Raw genomic sequence first — 20,891 nt, 5'->3', positions numbered from 1 at the left:
TGTATATATGAATTATCTCATGTATTTGCTGATTCCTTTGGTTTTATCAGCATTGCTTACACCGATATTGAAAGTCGTGGCGACACGACTTGAAATTTATGCAGTAGAAAATGAAAGAACGGTACATTGCGGAAAGATTGCCCGTATTGGAGGCGTTGCAATTTACGTATCTTTTATTATCTGCATGGCGGTGTTTATGAAAACCGATATGACGATTAATGGGATTCTTTTAGGTGGGACAATTATGTTTCTTGGCGGATTGATAGATGATATGGTAGATCTTAAACCAAGAAATAAATTACTATTTGAAATAGCGGCGGCAATTGTGTTGATGGTTGTTGGAAAAGTAAGCTTAGATGTTATTCGTCTGCCTTTTGGTATTCAAATTGATATGGGACTTATCTCTGTGCTGGTAACGCTTATTTGGATCATAGGTATTACCAATGCGGTTAATCTGATTGATGGATTAGATGGTCTTGCAGGTGGTATATCTACTATTATTTTAATTATCATTGCTTGTTTATCGGTTGTGGATAACAGGTGGGACATCCATACTATGGCTTTGATTTTAGCGGGAGCTACTTTAGGTTTTCTGATATATAACTGGCATCCGGCAAGTATCTTTATGGGGGATTGCGGTGCCTTGTTTTTAGGATTTATTATTTCCGCAATTTCTTTACTAGGTTTTAAAAGTTCAACGATCATGACACTGGCACTTCCTATTTTGATATTGGCAGTACCAATTATTGATACACTAGGAGCTATTTTAAGAAGAAAATTAAGTGGGCATAAGTTTTCAGAAGCAGATAAAAAACATGTACATCATTTGCTTATGCAAAGATTTGGACAAAGAAATACGGTTATCATTTTGTATATTGTGACAGCTTTATTTGGATTGACTGCATACATATATATCGTAAATAAAACCGCTGGTTTTATTGTTTTGTTTATTATTGCGTTTATTGTAGAGGTTTTTATTGAAACAAGTGGAATGATTTCTAAAAAGTTTCATCCTCTAATTTCTATATGGAATCTTTGTAAGAAAAAAATAACACAAGTTAAACAAAAAAAATGTCAAAAAGAAAAGAAAGAAGGTATCGAATAAGATGCCTTTTTTTATGAGATTATGTTAGAATATATTTCGTATAAAGGCATAAGGAGATGAATGTATGAAACCTTCAGAAATGGATATTCTGGAAATCATATCAGATGCAGGGCAGGCAAAGAATTTTTATATTGAAGCAATTCAGGAAGCTAAAAGCAGCAATTATGAAGGATGTAATGAACTCATACGCAAAGGGAATGAATTATATGCGAAAGCACATCGTGTACATCAGCAGCTCGTATCTGAGGAGGCAAGTGGAAATGAGGTAGTAATAACTTTGTTATTAAGTCATGCACAGAATATACTTGCAAGTGCAGACAGCTTTAAGGTTTTATGCGATGAATTTATTGACTTATATCGAAGAGTAGATGAATTAAGTAAAAGATAGAAAATCATTAAAAAGGGATTGTGGTATTAAGAGAAATTCTCCTACTATATCACAATCCCTTTTATCTACTTGTTTATAAATTCCATTAATGCTTCATAATGCTTTTTCGCATCATTATATCCTTCTTCATATAGTGCTTTTAATTTTGTTATATCTTTTTCTAAACGCCCAATTTCTACAGGTTTGCTTGGGCGGATGACAAAGACACTGCCTTCTTTTTCCATAACACCGATTTCATCTAATGTGCGATTATAAAGAATATGGCGATTTTCCATTGCTTTTACAAACTTTGGATACTTTTTATATGCTTTACGTATAATTGGAAGCATATTGTTTTTTCCTTTGCGATAATCGATAGCACGAGTCAATATAATAATATTCTTTTTATATCCCATATTTTGAAACTGTTTTACAGGGATAGAATCACAAACACCGCCATCTAAGTATTTCTTACCGTTGATTTCCACAATTTTAGAAAGAAGCGGTAAAGAAGCAGAAGCACGAATATTAATGGTATCATTATGCATATTGATACATGGAAGATATTCTGCTTTACCTGTTTCAAGATTGCTGACAACAGCATACATTTTAATTCCGCTTTGATGAAAAGCGTCATAATCAAATAAATCTAGTTTATTAGGAATTTGATTATAAACAAAATCTGCACCAAATAAATCTCCTGTTTTTATTAAAGACTGCAAGCTCATATAGCGTTTATCTTTTAAATACTGTGTACCCGTACGAAAAGCTCGTCCTCTTTGATGAGAAATATAGCTGGCCGCATGGCATGCACCAGCACTAACACCAATAACCCCATCTGCATATATATCATGATCTAGAAAGAAATCAAGAACACCTGCGGTATATAAACCACGCATTCCTCCTCCTTCTAATACAAGTCCTAATTTATCCATCTTTTTCACTTCCTTTGTGAGTAATTATAGCACAAAATGAAACAAGAATTATGTTTGAAATCCTATAATTTCTTTACATTATTGTTAAGTTTTATACTAGGATTATATCATTTAAGGATATGTGCTTGGTTATATAAAATGATTTCTTTGATATATATTTGTAAATGTATAAGGAAAGTGATAAAATATGCATATAGAAAACATGCGTAAATGTAGAAAGGGGAAATTCTTATGAAGTTAATACTTGCGATCATGTCAAATGATGATAGTCCTGCTGTATCAAGTGCATTGACAAAAGAAAACTATCAGGTAACAAGACTTGCGACTACCGGAGGATTTTTACGAGCAGGAAATACAACATTAATTGTTGGTACGGATGATGATAAAGTAGAACGTGCAATTGAAGTGATTGGTGAATATAGTAGAAGACGTACAGAAGTAGTACCAAGCACAGCATCTTATGATATTGGAAGATACGCATCTTTCCCAGTAGAAGTACAGGTTGGCGGAGCTACGATCTTTGTACTTGATGTAGAAAAATTTGTAAAACTATAATCTGTAAAAGAAAAGGTTCGAGGAAATCGAACCTTTCAGGTTGTTGACAAACTATATATTTTGAAAATATATAAAACCAATTTAAAAAAAGTGGTAGAAAGATTCCTTTTACTAGGTGATTTTTGGTAAATGATAGCTTAAAATCACCTGTTTTTTATACAAAAGTGGGGATAAAAAAAGACCGAATGACAAAGTCTGCTCAAAGAGCGACTTTGTCAACGGTCTGAAAGGTTCGAGGAAATCGAACCTTTTATCTGTTTAAGAACCATTCAAATAAAAACATAGGCGTATAGGCATCTACCATATAACGAGGAATTTCATAAGGGGCATCACTTCTTTTCGCATTTCGATAATTTGCATAAGAAAAAGCAAGAGAAACCTTTTGGCTTTTTAAAGATTCCTGTACCTTATCATTGTATTTTCCATAAGGGTATGCCATATATTTGGTATTGGATATATCGGCAGCTTTTTGAATATCTTTTTCCAGTTCTTGTTTGGAATATACATTTATCGCATAGTCATTATCTATTTTTCTATGAATATTATAGAAGTGAGAATAAAATTTTAAAGTATCATTATCGTTTATAAGGTATGCAGGGATGGATTGTTTTGATGGTGGAGAATATGGCTTTTCCTTATTTGAAATATTATGTCCGATCATGAAAACAGAAGCTTGATAACCATATTTTTCAAGGATAGGCTGTGCAATCTTTAAAGTAGAATAATATCCATCATCAAAGGTAAGAACAACCGTTTTATTATCGTATTCTTTTTCACCTTTATACCATGCATAAAAATCATCTAAAGAAATTGTTTTATATCCATGATCATGTAAGTATTTCATATGTTTTTCAAATGTAGAAATACTGGTTGTCCAAGGATCAAAACGATAGTTTTCCTTTTTATGTTCATCACTTGCCAAATGATGATATCCAAGAACTGGAATGGAATCTGTGTTTGGTGTTCTAGGTGTTTCTTTTCTTAGATAAAGGGTTCCTAAGAAACATATAAAAACAAAAACAAGAATTCCGATTAAGATTTTATAACGTTTTTTCATATGTTGTTTCCTTTCTAAAACATACCTATTTTATCATAAAACAGACATAGGGAAAACTTGTAAAGAGAAAAGGAATGAAATACAATAGAAGTAATAGAAAAGAGGAAGTAATATGAAGACGATCATAGAAAATGTAAGATTTTTTCAAGATGGAACGATGGTGTTTGGAGATTTGCATTTAGAAAATGGTTATGTAGAGCGCATTGATTATAAAACACCAAGAGGACTGTCTGACTTGGCAATCCCAGGATTTATTGATATTCATACACATGGATTTCATATGATATCTTGTGAAGAAACAGACCCAAAAATGTTACAGGAGTTATCTTTAGAATATGTAAAAAGAGGGACAACTTCCTTTTGTGCGACATTACGTTGTAAAAGCTTGAACGATTATGCGAAACAGCTGGATATTTATAAGGAAGCATTTAAAGATTTTCGCGGAGGTGCCCGCTATTTAGGAGCACATTTAGAAGGACCGTATCTTTCGGATAATATGATTATGAGCGAACATGGGGAAAAGACACAGGAAATTGACTTGGCAGAGCTGGAAAAGTTTCTTGTGAAGTATCATGAGGATATAAAAATTATGACGATTGCCCCAGAGTTAAAATATGCGATGGAAGCAATCCATATGCTTCATATGTATGGAATCATTGTATCTCTAGGTCATACCAATGCTTCTTATGCATGTGTAAAAGAGGCACTGGAAAATGGTGCAACGCATGTTACACATTTATGTAATCGTATGCCAGAAATCAATCATAAACAAAGCACGATGATGGATGCTATTTTCACATCAAATTGTCTTTGTGAACTGATTTTGGATGGCACGCATATAAAAGATGCAATGGTAGAGTGGCTTATGCCTCTTCTTGGAAGTAAACGCATCTTGGCAGTTAGTGGAAGTGGACGTTATGCAGGATGGAAATATCCAAATGGTTTAACTTTGCATGATCATGAAGTTTTGAAAGATAAATGCGTATATAAAGATGGAATTTTATATGAAAGTACGATAGATATGCTAGATGCATTCCGCTATCTTTATGATAAATTTCCTTTACAGGAATGTATTGAGATGTGTGGAGGCAGCGTAGCTAAAGAGTTCAAGTGCTATACACAGACCATAGGATTAGGAAAGAAAGTGGATTTGGTTGTATTAAGTCATGATTTAAAAATTCGTGATGTCATTATGGATGGAAGAAGTGTGTTATAGGAAAGGGGAATATATATGATAAGAGAAGAAACCTTTTATTACCTTTCTCTTATATCCTACTATAATGTAAAAAAAGTAGGTACTTCACTTAGTAAGTTATGTCAAATGATAGTAAAGGATGAAGAAGTGTTGCGTCAGGCAGAAGAGATAGATGATGCGAAAGGAAATCTTGAAATGATCAAACGCATACCACTAGAAAATTATAGAAGCATGTATCTTGTTTCCTGTTTTGATGATAATAAAAACAGTGGTGTTGTCTATGATATATATGAAAATGAAGAAGCACTATTTGTTGCTTTTCGTGGAAGTGAAATATTAGATGAACAATATCATACAACAGGATGGCAGGACTGGATGGATAACTTTGAGATGTTTCTAGATGGTCCTACATGGCAGCAGCTATTATCACTTCATCAGCTAGAAAAAGAATCTCTTCATAAGCCTTTTTATTTATGCGGACATTCCAAAGGAGGAAATATTGCCTTATACTGTGCTTTGTGTATGAAAGAAGAAAATCTGGATAAACTGGCAGGAGTATATGCGTTTAATGCGCCAGGTATTACAAAAAGTATTCTTGAGGTATATAAAGACAGAGCGAAAGATCCTTCTTTTTTAGAAAAGCTGCATATTTTTGAAAATGAAAATGACTGTATTTCTTCTTTTTTTGAACATTTAAAAGAACCGATTCTATTAAAATCTTCCTCGCCTTGTAGAAATATAGAAGAATTGTATAGAAGTCATCAGTTATATACATTAAACTTTGTGAATAATGGATATGTGATTGCGGAAAAGAAAAGTGCTGTACCTATATTGATGTATCATTTTATCAATGATTTTTTTGTCAATCAGAAAAAAGAGAAATTAGAAACAATGGTACATCGAATGGAAGATTATTTCCAAAGTGATTTATCTATAACAGAGTTATACAAAGTCTTTTTTTATCATATAAGTCAATATACTTCTTTATTTGAAGGGATTCCTTATGAGAAGATGAAAACAATTACCTTCCAGGAATTAATGGAACATAGAAAAAGTAAGATTTTTCTTCGCAATATGAATATCGCATTAATGAATCGAAAAGAATTGATGAATGAACTGGATATGAAAGAAATTACACAGGGATTATTGCATAATTACGAATTGCTTTATAAAGAAACAACAGCAAATCTGCAGGAAAAACTGAATGATAATAACCAAAAAATCACGAAGGCGATACGCTCGATTTTAAATAGAAAAGAGGAAGAGCGATATTTTATGATGAGCAAACATGTTGGTTTTACCACATGGAAGATGGAAGATCTGGATAAGGCTCATGCATTGTGGAATGATATAGACTGGGTAATGGCTATCAATGATAAAAAAGAAATTGCGGAGTATGTAAATGAGGAAATCGAAGCTTATCAAAAACATCAGTTACAATACTTTCCTCTTTATATACAGGAAAAGAATATTTTTATTGGATGTTGTGGAATCCATGTAGATGATAATGGTAAGTGTTTATTAGGAGTCTATATAAAGAAAGAGTATCGTGGCAAAGGGTATGGAAAAGAAGCATTAGAGGCAATTTTGATGTATGCTGTATCCGTTTTCTCTATTAAAAAAATATTTGCGATGAATCCACAAGAAGATGCATCTTATCAGCATCTACTTGTGAATTTAGGATTTGTCATGTGTAAAGAAGAAAATAAAAATATCTTTGTATATGAACTTATTTCTTAAAAATTATATTTATAAGATTCTGTATATTATTAAATCCATAGGATTTTTGAAATCAGAATCTTTTTTTGTATTTTTTCATGATAATTTTCTAGTTTTTTTTGTATTTTTACCTATTGGTTTCGTATATGTATAGTGAAAAGGATAAAGTGTATCCAAACATGCTTTCCATATATCACGATATCGGTATAGACAAACAATATTCTTATTTTATAATGAAGATGGATATCTCTTATCTTTCCTTCATCAATATTATATCCGATCAAGAAGTATCAAAAGAGGAGCTGATGAAGATGGGAAAACAGGATATCGCACTAAAATCTTATTTCAAAAATAATGATCGCTTTGCGGATTTAATTAACACAGGCATATACAATGGTATACAGGTTGTTAAACCTGATGATTTGGAAGAACTTGATACGGATTCATCGCTGTATATCCATACGCAGGGGATGAAGATTCCCCTTGCAAGAGTAAGAGATGTTATCCGAAAATCTGCAGGAGATTGTGAATATGTGATTTATGGGGTTGAAAATCAATCCAGTATCCACTATGCAATGCCTTTGCGTGTGATGATGTATGATACTTTGACCTATGAAGCAGAATGCAGACAGTTTGTAAATACGAGAAGAAACAGGAAAGACAGTGAATACCTTTCTAAAATGCGAAAAAAGGATCGTATTCATCCAGTATTCACACTAGTCATATATTATGGAGAAGCACCATGGGATGGGGCAAGAAGTTTGAAAGACATGATGGTGGATATGCCGAAATGGATGGAAAAAAGATTCAATGACTATCCTATGAAGCTGCTGGAAATAGGAACCTGCACAAATACATTTCAAAATCAGGATATCTTCAATTTCATAAAGATCATACAGCTTTTATACAGTGACAAAGTAGAAGAACTGCAAAGGTATTATGCGAATATAAAAGTAGGAAGAGATACAGCAGAACTGGTAGGAACAATAACGGAAAATGAAGAAATATTAAACTATGTAAAAGAACATAAAGATGAGGAGGAAATCAACATGTGCGAAGCAACGAAGAGATGGGAACAAAGATGGACACGAAAAATTACAGATGGATTCATCAATATGATGGGAGTTAGAAAAGAAGGAGAAGAAAATCTTGCCCCTGAAGAGGCTATTAAAAGATTAAAAACTGAAGGCGAAAAGAAAGGCATAGCGAAAGAGAAAATAGAAATAGCTGAGAAAATGAAAAAGGAAGGATGCAGTAAAGAACTTATAGAGAGAGTCACAGGTATTCTTCTTTAAAATATAGAGAAGAGAATAAAAAGTTTTCTTTGAGAAAGATTAATGAAAATAATATAAATGATAGAGAAAGAAGATACATATAAGTAAAGGTGTCTTCTTTTTTATTGTTTTTAAACAATTTGAAGGAAAAACTCTATCATTACTTTTTTCTGTATAGTGCTATAATATACAGGTATGTAAAAATTAAGGGGATGTTTGTATGAGTAGACGTTATGAGATGGACATGTGTCATGGTCCTTTGTTTAAGAAACTTATTGTTTTTGCCTTGCCTTTGATGTTATCTGGGATATTGCAGCTGCTGTTTAATGCGGCGGATATTATCGTAGTAGGAAGATTTAGTGGGAGTGAGGCTTTGGCAGCAGTAGGTTCTACCAGCTCATTGATCAATTTGCTGGTAAACTTATTTATAGGAATTTCGATTGGTGGAAATGTTTTAATGGCTCGCTATATTGGGGCACAGGATTATAAAAATGCAAGGGAAACCTTGCATACGGCGGTATGTATTTCTTTGTATGGTGGTATTTTAATGATTTTTGTAGGTGTTCTACTTGCCAGACCTTTGTTGGAAATGATGGGAACACCTGCAGATGTTATTAATTTATCAGTGTTGTATATGCGTATTTATTTTATAGGAATGCCGGCTTTTATTTTATATGATTTTGGGGCAGCGATGCTTCGAGCAGTTGGTGATACAAAAAGACCTTTGTATTTTCTAACAATTGCAGGATGTGTAAATGTGATTTTTAATTTGTTTTTTGTCATTGTTTTACATATGGGGGTTGCAGGTGTTGCTTTGGCTACGATCATAGCACAGGGGATATCTGCTGTTTTGATTATTTTGTGTCTTGTTCGCTCAGAAGGAGTGTTACAGTTATCAAGAAGTGAGATAAAGCTACATAAAGATAAAGTGAAACAAATGTTAAGAATTGGACTTCCTGCAGGATTACAGGGAATTATTTTTAGTATATCAAATGTATTGATACAATCCTCTATAAACTCTTTTGGATCGTTGGTTATGGCAGGAAATACAGCTGCCAGCAACATTGAGGGTTTCGTCTATACTTCTATGAATGCCATTTATCAGACATCTTTAAGTTTTACAAGTCAGAATATGGGTGCTAGACAATATAAACGTGTAGATAGGATTCTTTTTGAATGTGTAGGTATCGTTAGTGTGGTTGGTCTTGTACTTGGACTAGGTGCATTTTTACTTGGACATCCGCTGTTAAGTATTTATACATCAAGTGAAGAGGTTATTTCCTATGGTATTGCCAGATTGGGGGTAGTTAGTGCATCATATTTCTTATGTGGAATCATGGATACACTGGTTGGTTCTTTAAGAGGAATCGGTTATTCTTTGATGCCGATGTTTGTATCTTTAACAGGTGCCTGCTTATTTCGTATCATTTGGATTTATACAGTATTTCAAGTTTTCCATACACAGTTCTCACTGTATATTTCCTACCCTATATCCTGGATCTTAACATTGCTTGCCCATTTGATATGTTATGTAATCGTACGTAAAAGAGCTTTTAGAAAAAGGGAAATGCAGGTACAGAATGCATAAAAGTACGAATATGTTCTATGTTAATACATGTGGAATTCTGTTATAATGTTGAAAGTTAGGAGGCATGCTCATGAAAGATGGATATTTAACTTGTGCCTGTGCATCTTTTCCGGTTGCGCTAGCAGATGTAAATCATAATAAAAATGAAATATTGAAAATTATAGAAGAAGTTTCAAAGACAGATACGAGATTGCTGGTGTTTCCAGAACTTTGTTTAAGTGGCTACAGTATTGAAGACTTGTTTCAGCAGCAGCTTGTATTGGATACATGTAAAAGTGCGTTGAAAGAAATTGTTGAAGAGAGTAAAAAATATGATCTTGTAATGGTAATAGGAATGCCTTTGCAGGTAAAAAACAGTCTATATAATGTTGCCGCAGTTGTCCAAAAGGGAAAAGTGCTGGCATTTGTTCCTAAAACTTGTATTCCTACATATCAGGAATTTTATGAAGGACGTCGTTTTATTCCTGCACCAAAAGAAAATCAATCGATTGATTTTTATGGAAAAAAAGTACCTTTTGGTACACATTATATTTTCTCTTGCGAAGAAAATTCTTACTTTACTTTTGGAGTTGAGATTTGTGAAGATTTATGGATTCCAAATTCACCAAGTATTTCACTGGCATTGAATGGGGCAAATATTATTTGTAATCCTTCCGCCAGCAATGAAATTACTACAAAAGCAGATTATCGAAAAAATTTAGTTTCCATGCAGTCTGCCAAATTAATGTGTGCGTATTTATACAGCAGTGCAGGCAATGGAGAAAGTTCTACTGATATTGTATACAGCGGGCATCATATCGTATGTGAAAATGGTACGGTATTAAAAGAAAGCAGAAAATATGAACCAGAAATCATATATGCCGATATTGATGTAATGAAACTTTCTTCTGAAAGAAGAAAAATGACGACATTTGAAAGTGCCTATGATTATGAGGTAATCTCATTTCAAAGTACACCTGTTGATATTCACTTAACAAGATTCTATGATCCACATCCTTTTGTGCCAAGTGAAGAAAGTGCACGAGAACAGCGATGTGAAGAAATTTTTGCGATTCAGACACAAGCGTTGATGCAGCGATTACGTGCTACCAATATTCAGAAAGTGACGATTGGAATTTCTGGTGGATTGGATTCTACCTTGGCATTGCTTGTAACGGTACGAGCATTTGAAAAACTGCAACTTCCATTAGAAAATATCTATGCGATTACGATGCCATGTTTTGGAACGACAAGCCGTACAAAAAATAATGCGACAGGACTTATGGAAGAGCTTGGTGTTACAAGCGAAACGATTAATATCAAAGAATCCGTACTTGTACAGTTTAAAGATTTAAAACAGGATATTAATAATCATGATGTTACCTATGAAAATGTACAGGCAAGAACACGTACAGAAATCTTAATGAACAAGGCAAATCAAATTGGAGGTCTTGTCATTGGAACAGGAGATTTATCAGAAGTAGCTCTTGGCTGGTCTACGTATAATGGAGATCATATGTCTATGTATGCTGTTAATGTATCTGTACCAAAAACATTGATACGTTATCTTGTAGAATATGTAGCACATTTGCATGCAGGAACAAGATTAGAAGAAATCTTGATGGATGTTTTGGATACACCAGTTTCTCCAGAATTACTGCCACAGGAAAATGATCAAATCGTACAGAAGACAGAAGATATTGTAGGTCCATATGAACTGCATGATTTCTTCTTATACCATGTTGTTCGATTTGGAGATCATCCAAAAAAATTACTGCGTAAAACAAAACTTGCGTTTAAAGATAAATACAGTGATGAAATCATAAAAAAATGGATGCGTAAATTTTACTGGCGCTTCTTTACACAGCAGTTTAAAAGAAGCTGTATTCCAGATGGGCCAAAGGTTGGAAGTGTTTCTTTATCTCCAAGAGGAGATTGGCGTATGCCAAGTGATGCAAATGTATCAATGTGGATAAAAGAAATTGATGAATTGTAAAAGAAATAAAGGAGTATACCTTGTGACGTATTTAAAAAGGTATACTCCTTTTGCATAAGAAGTTATTTATTGTCTGTTATATGACTTATTTATATATCTTATTTATGTCTAGTATAAAAATAAGCGTAAGTATCAATTTTCTCAAAAAATATATATGTATTCCAATCTGTTTTTGAAGGTGGTTCATCAAAAGTTATGACAATACCTCCTGTATTATCGAATGCAGAAGGTTTTCCTAATTCATAATAAACTTTATTTTTCAAAACAAATACTTTTTTTCCAGTCATGAAAGAGAGATAAGGTAAATAATTATTATTCTCTAATATGGAATAGGAACGTAATATAAAAATAGGTTTGTATACATAATATTGACGTAAATTTCCAAATGTCGGAAAGAAAATAGAAAGTAGAAAGACTACCAAAATAAATAGGGTTTGAAGAAAAGCTTTCTTTTTAAAAAAACAAAGAAGAGTATATAGTAAAACAAAAAGCCAAAGGATTATAAGAATAGTGTATGTAACATACATATATGGAAATTTTAAAATCATTTTATGAACAAGCATAGATATTGATAAGATACAGATAAGAATATATTGTTTTTTGTCTATATGGAGAAATTTATAAAAAAGACTTAAAAGAAGTGTAAAAAAGGTAATGAAAACTAATGTCATGAGAAAAATTGTAAATTGTAAAAAATGCATATACTTCACCTGATACATCGAATGATCGTATAGTTTAATCCTTTCTTTTTATTCATGTTGTTTACAATAGTTGGATGATATTTGATTAGCATATTATAACATATATCAATGAATATTAATGTTTTATTGAAGTGTAAAATAAACTTCATATAGAATTTTTGATTATCTTTTTTATCTTCATGGTCAAACACGGTAATATAAAATTTACCATAAATTTCTAAAAACTTTTAAAGTGTGACATGTGTCATAGAAAACTATGTAAAAATCATATAAGATGTAAATGAATCCATAAGTCACGAAAGGTTTTATATCGTAAAGAGTAGAATTTTATGTGTAAAATAATGAAAGAGAGGTGGAATGTCTATGAGTACGCATAGTGATTTATATGAGTTGATTCAACTGTCAAAAAACAAACAGAAAAATAGGATGGATATCAAAAACATAAGAGAATCTATGAATTCGCATATGAAAATACGAATACTGGAAGAAGGTTCTTCTATTTTAACGCCAGATATCGTTGGAAACTATGTGGTATTTGTTTTGACAGGTAAATATTTTCATTATCGAACTTCAAAAGCAGGTAAAAGAAATCTTATTGCTTTGTGTCAGGGACCAGAATGGATTGGGATTGACCATGTACTAGATAAAGAAAATGCAAATATTACAGAAGATTTGGTTTTGGAAAAATGTACGGTACTAGATATTGAAAAGGAATACTTCATTGAATGTTTAAAAAGTGATGGAGATTTATCCGTATATATTATTCAAAATTTATTAGGGAAAATGTCTTCTGCTTCTACTCGCGTTGATGTGATGTTATTGAATGATGCGAAAACACAGGTACTTATATGGCTGATTGAATATTGGAACTTTTGTAAAGCGCAAGGGGACGAGTGTGTGATCACATTAAAAAATGAATATATTGCGGAAGCAATTGGAATCAGTACAAGAACGCTGTATCGTGTGTTAAAAGACTTAAAACAGAAAAATATCGTATCTATTCGTAAAAATAACATCGTTGTAAATAAAACGCAGATACATCTAATAAAAGAGATGATTGTGAACAAAAAGTTTTAAGAAAGAGAGAACAAAATGAAAGAGAAAAACTTAATGACTGATATTTTTAAATATTCTCTAGGTGGACTAGGGATAACGTTAGTTACAAATTTAGTAATGACCTATTTTAATTTCTTTTTAACAGATATTTTTGGTATTACAACCTTTGCGGTTGCGGGCATTATGCTGGTTTCTAGAATTGTAGATGCAATTACAGATCCTTTGATGGGAATCATTGCCGATCGTACACATTCTCGCTGGGGGAAATTTCGTCCATGGTTAATGTTTTTTGCACCGGTTTTAGGAGTCGCAATTTTTGTGCTTTTCTATTCGCCACAGATTTCAGAAAGTATGAAAGTTATCTATGCTTATGCAGTGTTTATTTTATATTCCATTATTGTAACGATTGTATCCATTCCTTATTTTGCGCTAGTGCCGGTACTATCAAAAGACGCACATACAAGAACGATTATCATTTCTTGGAAAAGTGTGATGTGTCAGGTAGCCGTTTTATGCATTAGTGTATTTGCACTTCCGATTGTAAATGCATTTGGTGGTGGACAAAAAGGATGGGCTTCTTTTGGGGCATTGATCGGAATTGTTTCAACTTTGTTGATCTGGGTAGCGGCAAGTGGTGCAAAAACACATGATGTGTGTATCGATGCTTCCATCAAAAAAACAAAGGAAAAAACAACAGGAAAAGATATTTCTGTTTTATTTAAAACAAAACCATTACTACTTCTTATCGTAGCATTTGGATTATCATTTTTAGCAAACACATTACTAAATTCTGCGAATATGTATTATTTCAAATATGTATTACATAAAGAGAACTGGATACCAACGGTTATGTTTGTGACAATGAGTGCAAGTATCCTTGCCTCTATGGTTTTACCTAAGCTTGAAGCAAAATTTGGAAAACGTAACTTATTTATGTATACATCTATATTGTGTGCAATTCCTTTATTCATCATTGGTTTTATGCCGACGATGGGGATGGTTGGATTAAGTGTTTTATTGGTTGTATTTGGATTTTTCTATGGTTTGGTAAGTGCATTGCCATGGGCAATGGTTCCTGATTGTATTGATTTTGCACAATGGAAGTATGGGGTACAGCCAAATGGGTTATTTACCGCAACATTTACCTTTATTCAAAAATGTGCAACAGCTATTGGAGGTTTTTTATCAGGAATCTTACTTGGATTTGCTGGATTTATCGCAAATCAGGAACAAAGTGCACAAGCATTGCAGATGATTATAAATTTACGTTTCTTCATACCGGCAGTATTGTTCGTATTAACGATTTTGGCATTGTATTTTTATGAAATTACTCCAAAAAAGACTAAGGAAATTGCGGCAGAATTAGAAAAGAGAAACAATAATTAAGAAATTAATAGAATATTTAAAAATAGGAGGCTTTTATGAATTTATTAAATCAAAAATATTCAAAAGAAGTAAGCGATATTATTAAAAGCAGTGCACAGTATCCTTCTTTAACAAAAGCAGAAGATGGAACTATGTATGTTTGTTATCAGGAATATAAAGATGGACATGACTGCATTGTTGCAGGTGTTTTAAATCAAGAAAAGGATACCTTTAGTGAAGTTGAGAGAATTTCCGGTGAAGGCGAGGCTTTAAAACCTGTATGTGTTTCTAGTGGAAATCAAATTTGGTATGCATGGGGAGAATGTAGAAATCAGGTATGGGGAATTTACTATCGAAGCTATGAAAATGGAGTGTATGGTGAAATTCACTGTGCGGAAGAGGGAGAAGCCTTGTTTTATCCATGTCTGTATGCAAAAGATGGAATTGTATATTTGTTATGGAATCGTCAATCCAGCAATGCGGGTGAAATTGTTTTATCAACGATTGATGAAGAAGGTATTCATGATGTACAGGTGGTTTCCACTTCAAAAGAAACGTATCGTCCAAGTATTTGTATCACAGAAGATCATACAATCTATGTGGCATATGATTCTTTTAACGGAACAACTTACGATGTGATTGTAAGAGCATGTAAAGATCAAGTTTGGACAGAGGAAAAAGTAGTAAATACTTCAAAAACAGCATGGGCAACACAGCCATTACTGGCATCTTTAAAGGATAAAGCTCTTGTATGCTGGTATGATTTCAATCATGGTTCTGATTTCTCTTATCATAGTGCAGTCGTATTTGAAAAAGATGGAAAAGCAAATGTAGAAGAATCTTGCTGTTTTGCCAGAGGTATTGACTGGTATGAAGATATTGCGATTTCATCAAATGCTAAAGGAGAAGTAGCTTTTTCTTATTCATGGGGAAAAACAAAACTGCATGCAAGACACTATGATTATGAAAATAAATGGTCTGATCCGGTTGTATTTACGTATGATGAAAATAGTTTTGCCTCAAACCAGAGAGTTCTTATCGACGAGGATGGTACGATTCACTTGGCATGGCAATATGGAAACCAAAATGGACATAAACCTATTCGAAATGCGAAAGTTGTGTATACATGGCTAAACAAAGATGAATATGATTCTTATGTTGACTTGGAAGCAGAAAAAGTAAGTGACCCTTTTACACGTCCAATCGAAGCTAATAAAACATTAGATCGCATAGATGATGAAGAAGTAAAAACATGGATCAAGAAAAATGGATATGCTGGCAAATTCCCAGTGTATGGAGACATTCATGGACAAAGTGGTATGAGTGATGGTGTTGGAGAAATCGATCAGTATTTTAATTCCGCCAAAGTATGGGGAAAATTGGACTTCACAGCTTTAACGGATCATGATTGTTATCCAGACTGGTTAAGTCAATCAGAATGGGAATGGATTCGTACGACTTCTCAATTATTTAACGTGGAAAATAAAATGGCTACGCTTTTAGCTTATGAATGGACACCAAATGAATATCGTTATGACTTTGGACATAAAAATATCTATTATAAAGGATTTGAAGGAGAAATCTATCGTTCAGGGGATGAAGGCGGTATGACACCGGATCGATTGTTTGAAAGTATTAAACAATACAAGGCAATGGCATTCCCGCATCATCCTGCCGCAAGCTGGAAACTTGTAAGTGCCGCAACGGATTGGGCATTCCATGATGAAGAAGTACAAAGAATGGTAGAAATATTCTCTAGACATGCACCATTTGAGTACTATGGAAATTATTCCAAATATACAAAAAATAATATGCAGATCGAACGATGCAGTGTACAGGATGCTTTGGAAAAAGGATACCATTTAGGTTTTACTGCAGGCAGTGACTCACACCAGATGGAACATGGGGTTGAAGGTGGTATCACGATTTCCTTTGTAGATAAGTTAAATAATGAAAATATTTGGGATAATTTATATGATCGCTTTATGTATGGTACAAGTGGAGCTGGTATTTTAGTATCTTTTAAATGCGATGGAAAAGAAATGGGACAAATCGTAGAAAAACCAGTACATAGCAGTGTCGACTTTACAGTAAGTGTTTTAGGAACGGATAAATTAAAAGTAGAAGTATTATGTAACAATAAAGTAATTGAAGAAAAAGTATCGGATGGAAGAGAATGTGATTTTACCTTTACAAAAGAAGTGAATGAACAAGAGGATTTCTATTATGTAAGAGTAACACAGGAAGATGAACATCAGGCATGGTCAAGTCCTATTTGGGTAAAAGGAAATAAATAAACATAAAAAAGTCTTTGTTTTCAATGGTTTTAAACAAAGACTTTTTTACATATGTAGAAGCTAATGAGTACACCAAAATAATTTAAGATGACATCATCAATATCCATAGATCCGCTAAAAGTAAAAAGCTGTAAAATCTCTACGAGGATAATAAGAAAAAGCATAAAAGGTAGAAAATGAGCTGCTTTTTTCATAGAAGGAAATAATTGTGGAAGAAAAAAAGAAAACGGCATAAAGATGATAATATTTCCATATAGATTGGTATGTGCAATCATGTTGGAATAATAAGGATTGTGATAAATCTGTATCATAGTATGGATGGTTTTAAAGGGATGAAGATTGGTTGCGCTATTCCATTGCTGGCGAAGAGTTTCCAGGTAGTTTCCATTCATCATGGATATATGATCTCTGGAAAATTCAGAAGCAAAAAACAACAAATACAATAAAACAAAAATATATAGAATAAAGAAAAAGGACAGGAAAAACTTATAACATTTTTTGCGAGTGAGATAATGTTTCATAGACACCTTCCTTTTTTCATATGCATAGTATGATACTTTAAGTATTGATTATGCGCAAGAGGAAATTTCTTACGATTTCCATATAATTTTTATGCATATACAATTTTGGAAAGTGTAGTATAATTATAAAAGAAAGGTTGTGTGCTTATGATGATTCATATTTGTGAAAACTGTCATACGCCTATTTCTATGAAAATAATTAGAGGGAATGTACATATATGTTGTCCTGGTTGTCATCAGGCTTATTGTCTTGATCAGAAAAGTATAAAGCGATATATGTTTATTCCATTTTTATGTGTTATATTTGCTGTTATGACAAGTATGCATTTTTTAAAAGATGCATCTATTGACATAAAGACGATTTATATTCTTGGAGTATCTTTTGTTTTGGCTGCGCTGTTTACATGGCTTTGCGTAAAAATAGGGATACTGAAATATGAAAAGAAAAAGGAGAATAAATAAGTATGCGTAGAAATATAAAAAGTAAGACAAAAGAAAGCAGAACACCTTCTAATGTCGCATATCTTCAAAGAAAGGACTACTGGGATTGTTTTCTTTCTTTTGCGTTAGATGTTTCTGTAATGTTATCTCCAATGATGTTGTGGAACCTTATTCTTTTAGCTGTGCTGGGTAGTCTTTTAAGTGTTACCGCAATCTTTATTGCCAATATTATTGTAGGAGTCTTGATGGGGTTGTCTATCTTTTTCTTTAATAGTTCTATTATCAAGAAAACAAAAGGACGCACATTTGGAATGTATCAGTTTGGTTTTGCGATAATGCGTGAAAATGGTAAAAGAGCAAGTCAGAAAGTTTGTTTGATGCATGAGGTTTTAGGAAATGCAATTCCTTTTGTTGTGCTGATGATTTTTACAAATGTTATTGGAGTATTTGTATATTGGGCATTAAATGGAATAATTTTCCTGGTGGATAAAAAGCATCGCAATCTGATTGACTTTTTATTAAGAACATATCTGATTAGAGTAGAAGCTGAAACAATAGAAAGTAAACAGGAAGTGAAGGCTCCTGTTACAGAAAAGAAAGTGGAATCTGTTTCTAAAGTATCATATCCTCGCAATCACATTGATTTAAGGGTACGTTCTAACTTCAGTGCTAATGGGGAATATAATGTGGAAGAAATTTTCCAGATGGCTGCAAAAGAAGGAATTCATACGATTTCTATTACAGACTGGAACAGTGTAAAAGCAAATGCTCTTGCTGTAAATATGAGCAAGCTTTATAATATTAACTATGTTCCTGGTATTGAAATAGGGGCAGAATATAAAGGCAGAAGAGTGCGTGTTCTAGGATATTTTATTGATTATAAGAATGATATATTTACAACAATTGAAAATAATGGCTTGGTAAATGAAAGAAATGCCAGCTTAGAAAGAGTTAGAAGATTTGAAAAGATATTAGGTGTACAAATTCCTGTAGAACGCCTGCTGCATACAAATCGCTTCCAAAGGATTTCTGGAAGATTACTGGTGCGACATGTATTAAATTCTAGCTTATACGATGAATGTGAAGTATTAAAGCCATATCGCAAGATGGAAATGAACAAAGCAGTAGAAATTTTATGTCAGGAATATTTTGCATATGGAAAACCTTGTTATGTGATGATGAAATGTCCTCCTTTGCAGGATGTCTTGGATGTCATATCATTAACAAATGGTGTAGCGGTACTTGCGGATGGAGCTGATTTCCTGCATGATGAAGAACTGATGAAGGATATTCTCTCTCATGGAATCGAAGGAATTGAAGTGTTCCAGTCGGCATATAATAAAAAACAGATGGCTGATTTATTGCGCTATGCACAAAAAGATAAATTGTTAATTACTTGTGGAAGTGGATTTACAAGTAGAAAACAGGGAAATGAATTAGGAGACTGTCATTGCCCGGAAGAAGCAGAAAGTTTAATTATATCTTTGATTCGCGCAAAAATGTAAATACTGATTTAAGACAAACTTTAAGGATGGCTGAAATCTATCATAAAGTTTGTTTTTTTGTTTTATAACATGAATATCCCATAAGGTATATACTAGGATAATGTTTATTGTGCTATAGTGATATAGAAGAAAAAGTAAAAAATAACAGATAAATTTGTATTTTCATCCTTTTGCATCGTAATTAATTATGAAAGATAAAAGAGGTGAAAGAATGATAGAAAATACAGAATTGGGTAGTGCAGTTGAAATTAGAGGAAAAGGAAAGGCGTTTGATGATTACTGTAAAAGAGTATTGTCAAATAAAGATGTAGTAAGTTATATACTTGAAAAACTTATCTTAGATAACAAGGGATATTGCGGTATAAAAGAAAGCAATATCGTAGATGAAAGCATACCAGGTGCAAGAATAGAGTATGATAAACTCTATGAAGTAAAACTTCCTAAAACGAAGATATTTGTAAACATAGAAGCACAAAGCAAAGAAAATCCAGGGTATCCATTGATGAACAGAGCAGTTTATTATGTGAGTAGGTTGATAGCTAAACAAAAGAATAAGTCAGAAGGGTTTATGAAATCAAGGTATGGAGAAATGAAAGAAGTGTATTCCATATGGATCGTAATGGATATGGATGTGAAAAAAGAGGAAATGATAGAAGTACATACATTTCCTGAAAAAGAGGATAAGACATTGATGAATATCATTATGGTATATCCATTAAAAGAAGACAGTGAAAATGAAGTCATCAGATTTTTACACATTTTATTTGTATCGGATATGGAAGTAGCTAAGAAAAAGCAGATATTAGAAGAAAGATATAAAATAAAAATGACAAGAGAACTAGAGGAGGCAATGGATGATATGTGTAATGTAATTGAATATTATGAAAGAAAGACAAGAGTAGAGGCATTGGCAGAAGGGAAAGAAGCAGGTATAGTTGAAGGAGAAGTAAATACAATGCTCAAGGCTATAGAAAAAATAGAAAAAAATATGAATTTGAGCAGAGAAGAAGCAATGGAGATTTTAGAGATTGATGAAGAATTAAAAACTAAGATTTTAGATAGGTTAAACAGAAGGAAATCATAAATTCATTTACGTATTTGTATCCGATATAATCCTTGTAAAAGAAATGCTTGTAATACAGTATGGATTTCTATATAATTGTATATGGTAAAAATCAAAGGTAATGACAGGAAGAGTACTGCATTTTGAAAACCTAGAGAACAGATGGCAGGTG

General features: G+C 32.9%; 17 protein-coding genes and 1 other annotated feature (1 of these 18 only partly in view). Of the genes, 14 read left to right on the top strand and 3 right to left on the bottom strand.

Annotation, left to right across the window (positions count from 1 at the left end; genetic code table 11):
• Window positions 1-7 precede the first annotated feature (7 nt).
• On the top strand, window positions 8-1,105 hold the full coding sequence (locus tag A9CBEGH2_RS09000) for an MraY family glycosyltransferase (protein ID WP_118362137.1): 1,098 nt from the start codon (window positions 8-10) through the stop codon (window positions 1,103-1,105).
• A 64-nt stretch (window positions 1,106-1,169) separates the two neighbouring features.
• Window positions 1,170-1,493, top strand: a complete 324-nt coding sequence (locus tag A9CBEGH2_RS08995; protein WP_163052162.1) for a PTS sugar transporter subunit IIA — start codon at window positions 1,170-1,172, stop codon at window positions 1,491-1,493.
• Between the two features lie 65 nt (window positions 1,494-1,558).
• Here A9CBEGH2_RS08995 and A9CBEGH2_RS12595 read toward each other — a convergent pair whose 3' ends face one another.
• Window positions 1,559-2,407, bottom strand: coding sequence for a patatin-like phospholipase family protein (locus A9CBEGH2_RS12595; protein ID WP_118278028.1), 849 nt, complete (start codon window positions 2,405-2,407; stop codon window positions 1,559-1,561).
• 231 nt (window positions 2,408-2,638) lie between these two features.
• On the opposite strand from A9CBEGH2_RS12595, the gene A9CBEGH2_RS08985 reads away from it, so the two are divergent.
• Window positions 2,639-2,962: a cyclic-di-AMP receptor gene (locus A9CBEGH2_RS08985; RefSeq protein ID WP_115716411.1), complete on the top strand. Its 324-nt coding sequence runs from the start codon at window positions 2,639-2,641 to the stop codon at window positions 2,960-2,962.
• Between the two features lie 250 nt (window positions 2,963-3,212).
• Here the strand turns inward: A9CBEGH2_RS08985 and A9CBEGH2_RS08980 are convergent, their stop codons facing one another.
• Entirely contained in the window at window positions 3,213-4,019 is an 807-nt protein-coding gene (locus tag A9CBEGH2_RS08980) for a polysaccharide deacetylase family protein (protein ID WP_163104616.1), read from the bottom strand.
• Window positions 4,020-4,131: 112 nt separating this feature from the next.
• On the opposite strand from A9CBEGH2_RS08980, the gene A9CBEGH2_RS08975 reads away from it, so the two are divergent.
• The 8 genes from A9CBEGH2_RS08975 to A9CBEGH2_RS08940 all read left to right on the top strand — a co-directional run bounded on the left by A9CBEGH2_RS08975 (window position 4,132) and on the right by A9CBEGH2_RS08940 (window position 17,189).
• Complete coding sequence (locus A9CBEGH2_RS08975; protein ID WP_163104614.1) at window positions 4,132-5,235, top strand: amidohydrolase family protein; 1,104 nt, start codon at window positions 4,132-4,134, stop codon at window positions 5,233-5,235.
• A gap of 15 nt (window positions 5,236-5,250) precedes the next feature.
• Window positions 5,251-6,954: a GNAT family N-acetyltransferase gene (locus tag A9CBEGH2_RS08970; protein WP_163104613.1), complete on the top strand. Its 1,704-nt coding sequence runs from the start codon at window positions 5,251-5,253 to the stop codon at window positions 6,952-6,954.
• Between the two features lie 125 nt (window positions 6,955-7,079).
• Complete coding sequence (locus A9CBEGH2_RS08965; protein WP_163104611.1) at window positions 7,080-8,228, top strand: Rpn family recombination-promoting nuclease/putative transposase; 1,149 nt, start codon at window positions 7,080-7,082, stop codon at window positions 8,226-8,228.
• A 199-nt stretch (window positions 8,229-8,427) separates the two neighbouring features.
• Window positions 8,428-9,795: an MATE family efflux transporter gene (locus A9CBEGH2_RS08960; RefSeq protein WP_115716416.1), complete on the top strand. Its 1,368-nt coding sequence runs from the start codon at window positions 8,428-8,430 to the stop codon at window positions 9,793-9,795.
• A gap of 70 nt (window positions 9,796-9,865) precedes the next feature.
• Window positions 9,866-11,770, top strand: coding sequence for an NAD(+) synthase (locus tag A9CBEGH2_RS08955; RefSeq protein ID WP_115716417.1), 1,905 nt, complete (start codon window positions 9,866-9,868; stop codon window positions 11,768-11,770).
• Window positions 11,771-12,834: 1,064 nt separating this feature from the next.
• On the top strand, window positions 12,835-13,548 hold the full coding sequence (locus A9CBEGH2_RS08950) for a Crp/Fnr family transcriptional regulator (RefSeq protein WP_157964981.1): 714 nt from the start codon (window positions 12,835-12,837) through the stop codon (window positions 13,546-13,548).
• Window positions 13,549-13,563: 15 nt separating this feature from the next.
• Window positions 13,564-14,913, top strand: coding sequence for an MFS transporter (locus tag A9CBEGH2_RS08945; protein WP_118277834.1), 1,350 nt, complete (start codon window positions 13,564-13,566; stop codon window positions 14,911-14,913).
• Window positions 14,914-14,948: 35 nt separating this feature from the next.
• Window positions 14,949-17,189 (top strand): CehA/McbA family metallohydrolase, encoded by a 2,241-nt coding sequence (locus A9CBEGH2_RS08940; RefSeq protein WP_115716421.1) that lies wholly within the window; start codon window positions 14,949-14,951, stop codon window positions 17,187-17,189.
• 29 nt (window positions 17,190-17,218) lie between these two features.
• Here the strand turns inward: A9CBEGH2_RS08940 and A9CBEGH2_RS08935 are convergent, their stop codons facing one another.
• The gene (locus A9CBEGH2_RS08935; RefSeq protein WP_163104609.1) at window positions 17,219-17,710 is read right to left on the bottom strand and encodes a VanZ family protein; all 492 of its coding nucleotides are present in this window, start codon (window positions 17,708-17,710) and stop codon (window positions 17,219-17,221) included.
• A 147-nt stretch (window positions 17,711-17,857) separates the two neighbouring features.
• On the opposite strand from A9CBEGH2_RS08935, the gene A9CBEGH2_RS08930 reads away from it, so the two are divergent.
• The 3 genes from A9CBEGH2_RS08930 to A9CBEGH2_RS08920 all read left to right on the top strand — a co-directional run bounded on the left by A9CBEGH2_RS08930 (window position 17,858) and on the right by A9CBEGH2_RS08920 (window position 20,740).
• Window positions 17,858-18,172: a hypothetical protein gene (locus A9CBEGH2_RS08930; RefSeq protein WP_163052152.1), complete on the top strand. Its 315-nt coding sequence runs from the start codon at window positions 17,858-17,860 to the stop codon at window positions 18,170-18,172.
• Between the two features lie 2 nt (window positions 18,173-18,174).
• Window positions 18,175-19,656 (top strand): RDD family protein, encoded by a 1,482-nt coding sequence (locus tag A9CBEGH2_RS08925; protein ID WP_118277836.1) that lies wholly within the window; start codon window positions 18,175-18,177, stop codon window positions 19,654-19,656.
• Between the two features lie 211 nt (window positions 19,657-19,867).
• Window positions 19,868-20,740 carry a hypothetical protein gene (locus A9CBEGH2_RS08920; protein WP_118318165.1) on the top strand — a complete coding sequence of 291 codons (873 nt, stop codon included), beginning with the start codon at window positions 19,868-19,870 and terminating at the stop codon, window positions 20,738-20,740.
• 91 nt (window positions 20,741-20,831) lie between these two features.
• Window positions 20,832-20,891, top strand: a binding site (T-box leader); it runs 145 nt beyond the window's last position.

Origin of the sequence: Amedibacterium intestinale, assembly GCF_010537335.1 — a bacterium.
Lineage (GTDB): Bacteria > Bacillota_I > Bacilli_A > Erysipelotrichales > Erysipelotrichaceae > Amedibacterium > Amedibacterium intestinale.
The sequence above is the reverse complement of the archived record's forward strand: the minus strand, read 5'-3'. Positions and strand labels throughout refer to the sequence as shown.

Coding starts and splice junctions, on each gene's coding strand:
- A9CBEGH2_RS09000 (WP_118362137.1), top strand. CDS start 8: ATGAATTATCTCATGTATTTGCTGATTCCTTTGGTTTTATCAGCATTG.
- A9CBEGH2_RS08995 (WP_163052162.1), top strand. CDS start 1,170: ATGAAACCTTCAGAAATGGATATTCTGGAAATCATATCAGATGCAGGG.
- A9CBEGH2_RS12595 (WP_118278028.1), bottom strand. CDS start 2,407: ATGGATAAATTAGGACTTGTATTAGAAGGAGGAGGAATGCGTGGTTTA.
- A9CBEGH2_RS08985 (WP_115716411.1), top strand. CDS start 2,639: ATGAAGTTAATACTTGCGATCATGTCAAATGATGATAGTCCTGCTGTA.
- A9CBEGH2_RS08980 (WP_163104616.1), bottom strand. CDS start 4,019: ATGAAAAAACGTTATAAAATCTTAATCGGAATTCTTGTTTTTGTTTTT.
- A9CBEGH2_RS08975 (WP_163104614.1), top strand. CDS start 4,132: ATGAAGACGATCATAGAAAATGTAAGATTTTTTCAAGATGGAACGATG.
- A9CBEGH2_RS08970 (WP_163104613.1), top strand. CDS start 5,251: ATGATAAGAGAAGAAACCTTTTATTACCTTTCTCTTATATCCTACTAT.
- A9CBEGH2_RS08965 (WP_163104611.1), top strand. CDS start 7,080: ATGTATAGTGAAAAGGATAAAGTGTATCCAAACATGCTTTCCATATAT.
- A9CBEGH2_RS08960 (WP_115716416.1), top strand. CDS start 8,428: ATGAGTAGACGTTATGAGATGGACATGTGTCATGGTCCTTTGTTTAAG.
- A9CBEGH2_RS08955 (WP_115716417.1), top strand. CDS start 9,866: ATGAAAGATGGATATTTAACTTGTGCCTGTGCATCTTTTCCGGTTGCG.
- A9CBEGH2_RS08950 (WP_157964981.1), top strand. CDS start 12,835: ATGAGTACGCATAGTGATTTATATGAGTTGATTCAACTGTCAAAAAAC.
- A9CBEGH2_RS08945 (WP_118277834.1), top strand. CDS start 13,564: ATGAAAGAGAAAAACTTAATGACTGATATTTTTAAATATTCTCTAGGT.
- A9CBEGH2_RS08940 (WP_115716421.1), top strand. CDS start 14,949: ATGAATTTATTAAATCAAAAATATTCAAAAGAAGTAAGCGATATTATT.
- A9CBEGH2_RS08935 (WP_163104609.1), bottom strand. CDS start 17,710: ATGAAACATTATCTCACTCGCAAAAAATGTTATAAGTTTTTCCTGTCC.
- A9CBEGH2_RS08930 (WP_163052152.1), top strand. CDS start 17,858: ATGATGATTCATATTTGTGAAAACTGTCATACGCCTATTTCTATGAAA.
- A9CBEGH2_RS08925 (WP_118277836.1), top strand. CDS start 18,175: ATGCGTAGAAATATAAAAAGTAAGACAAAAGAAAGCAGAACACCTTCT.
- A9CBEGH2_RS08920 (WP_118318165.1), top strand. CDS start 19,868: ATGATAGAAAATACAGAATTGGGTAGTGCAGTTGAAATTAGAGGAAAA.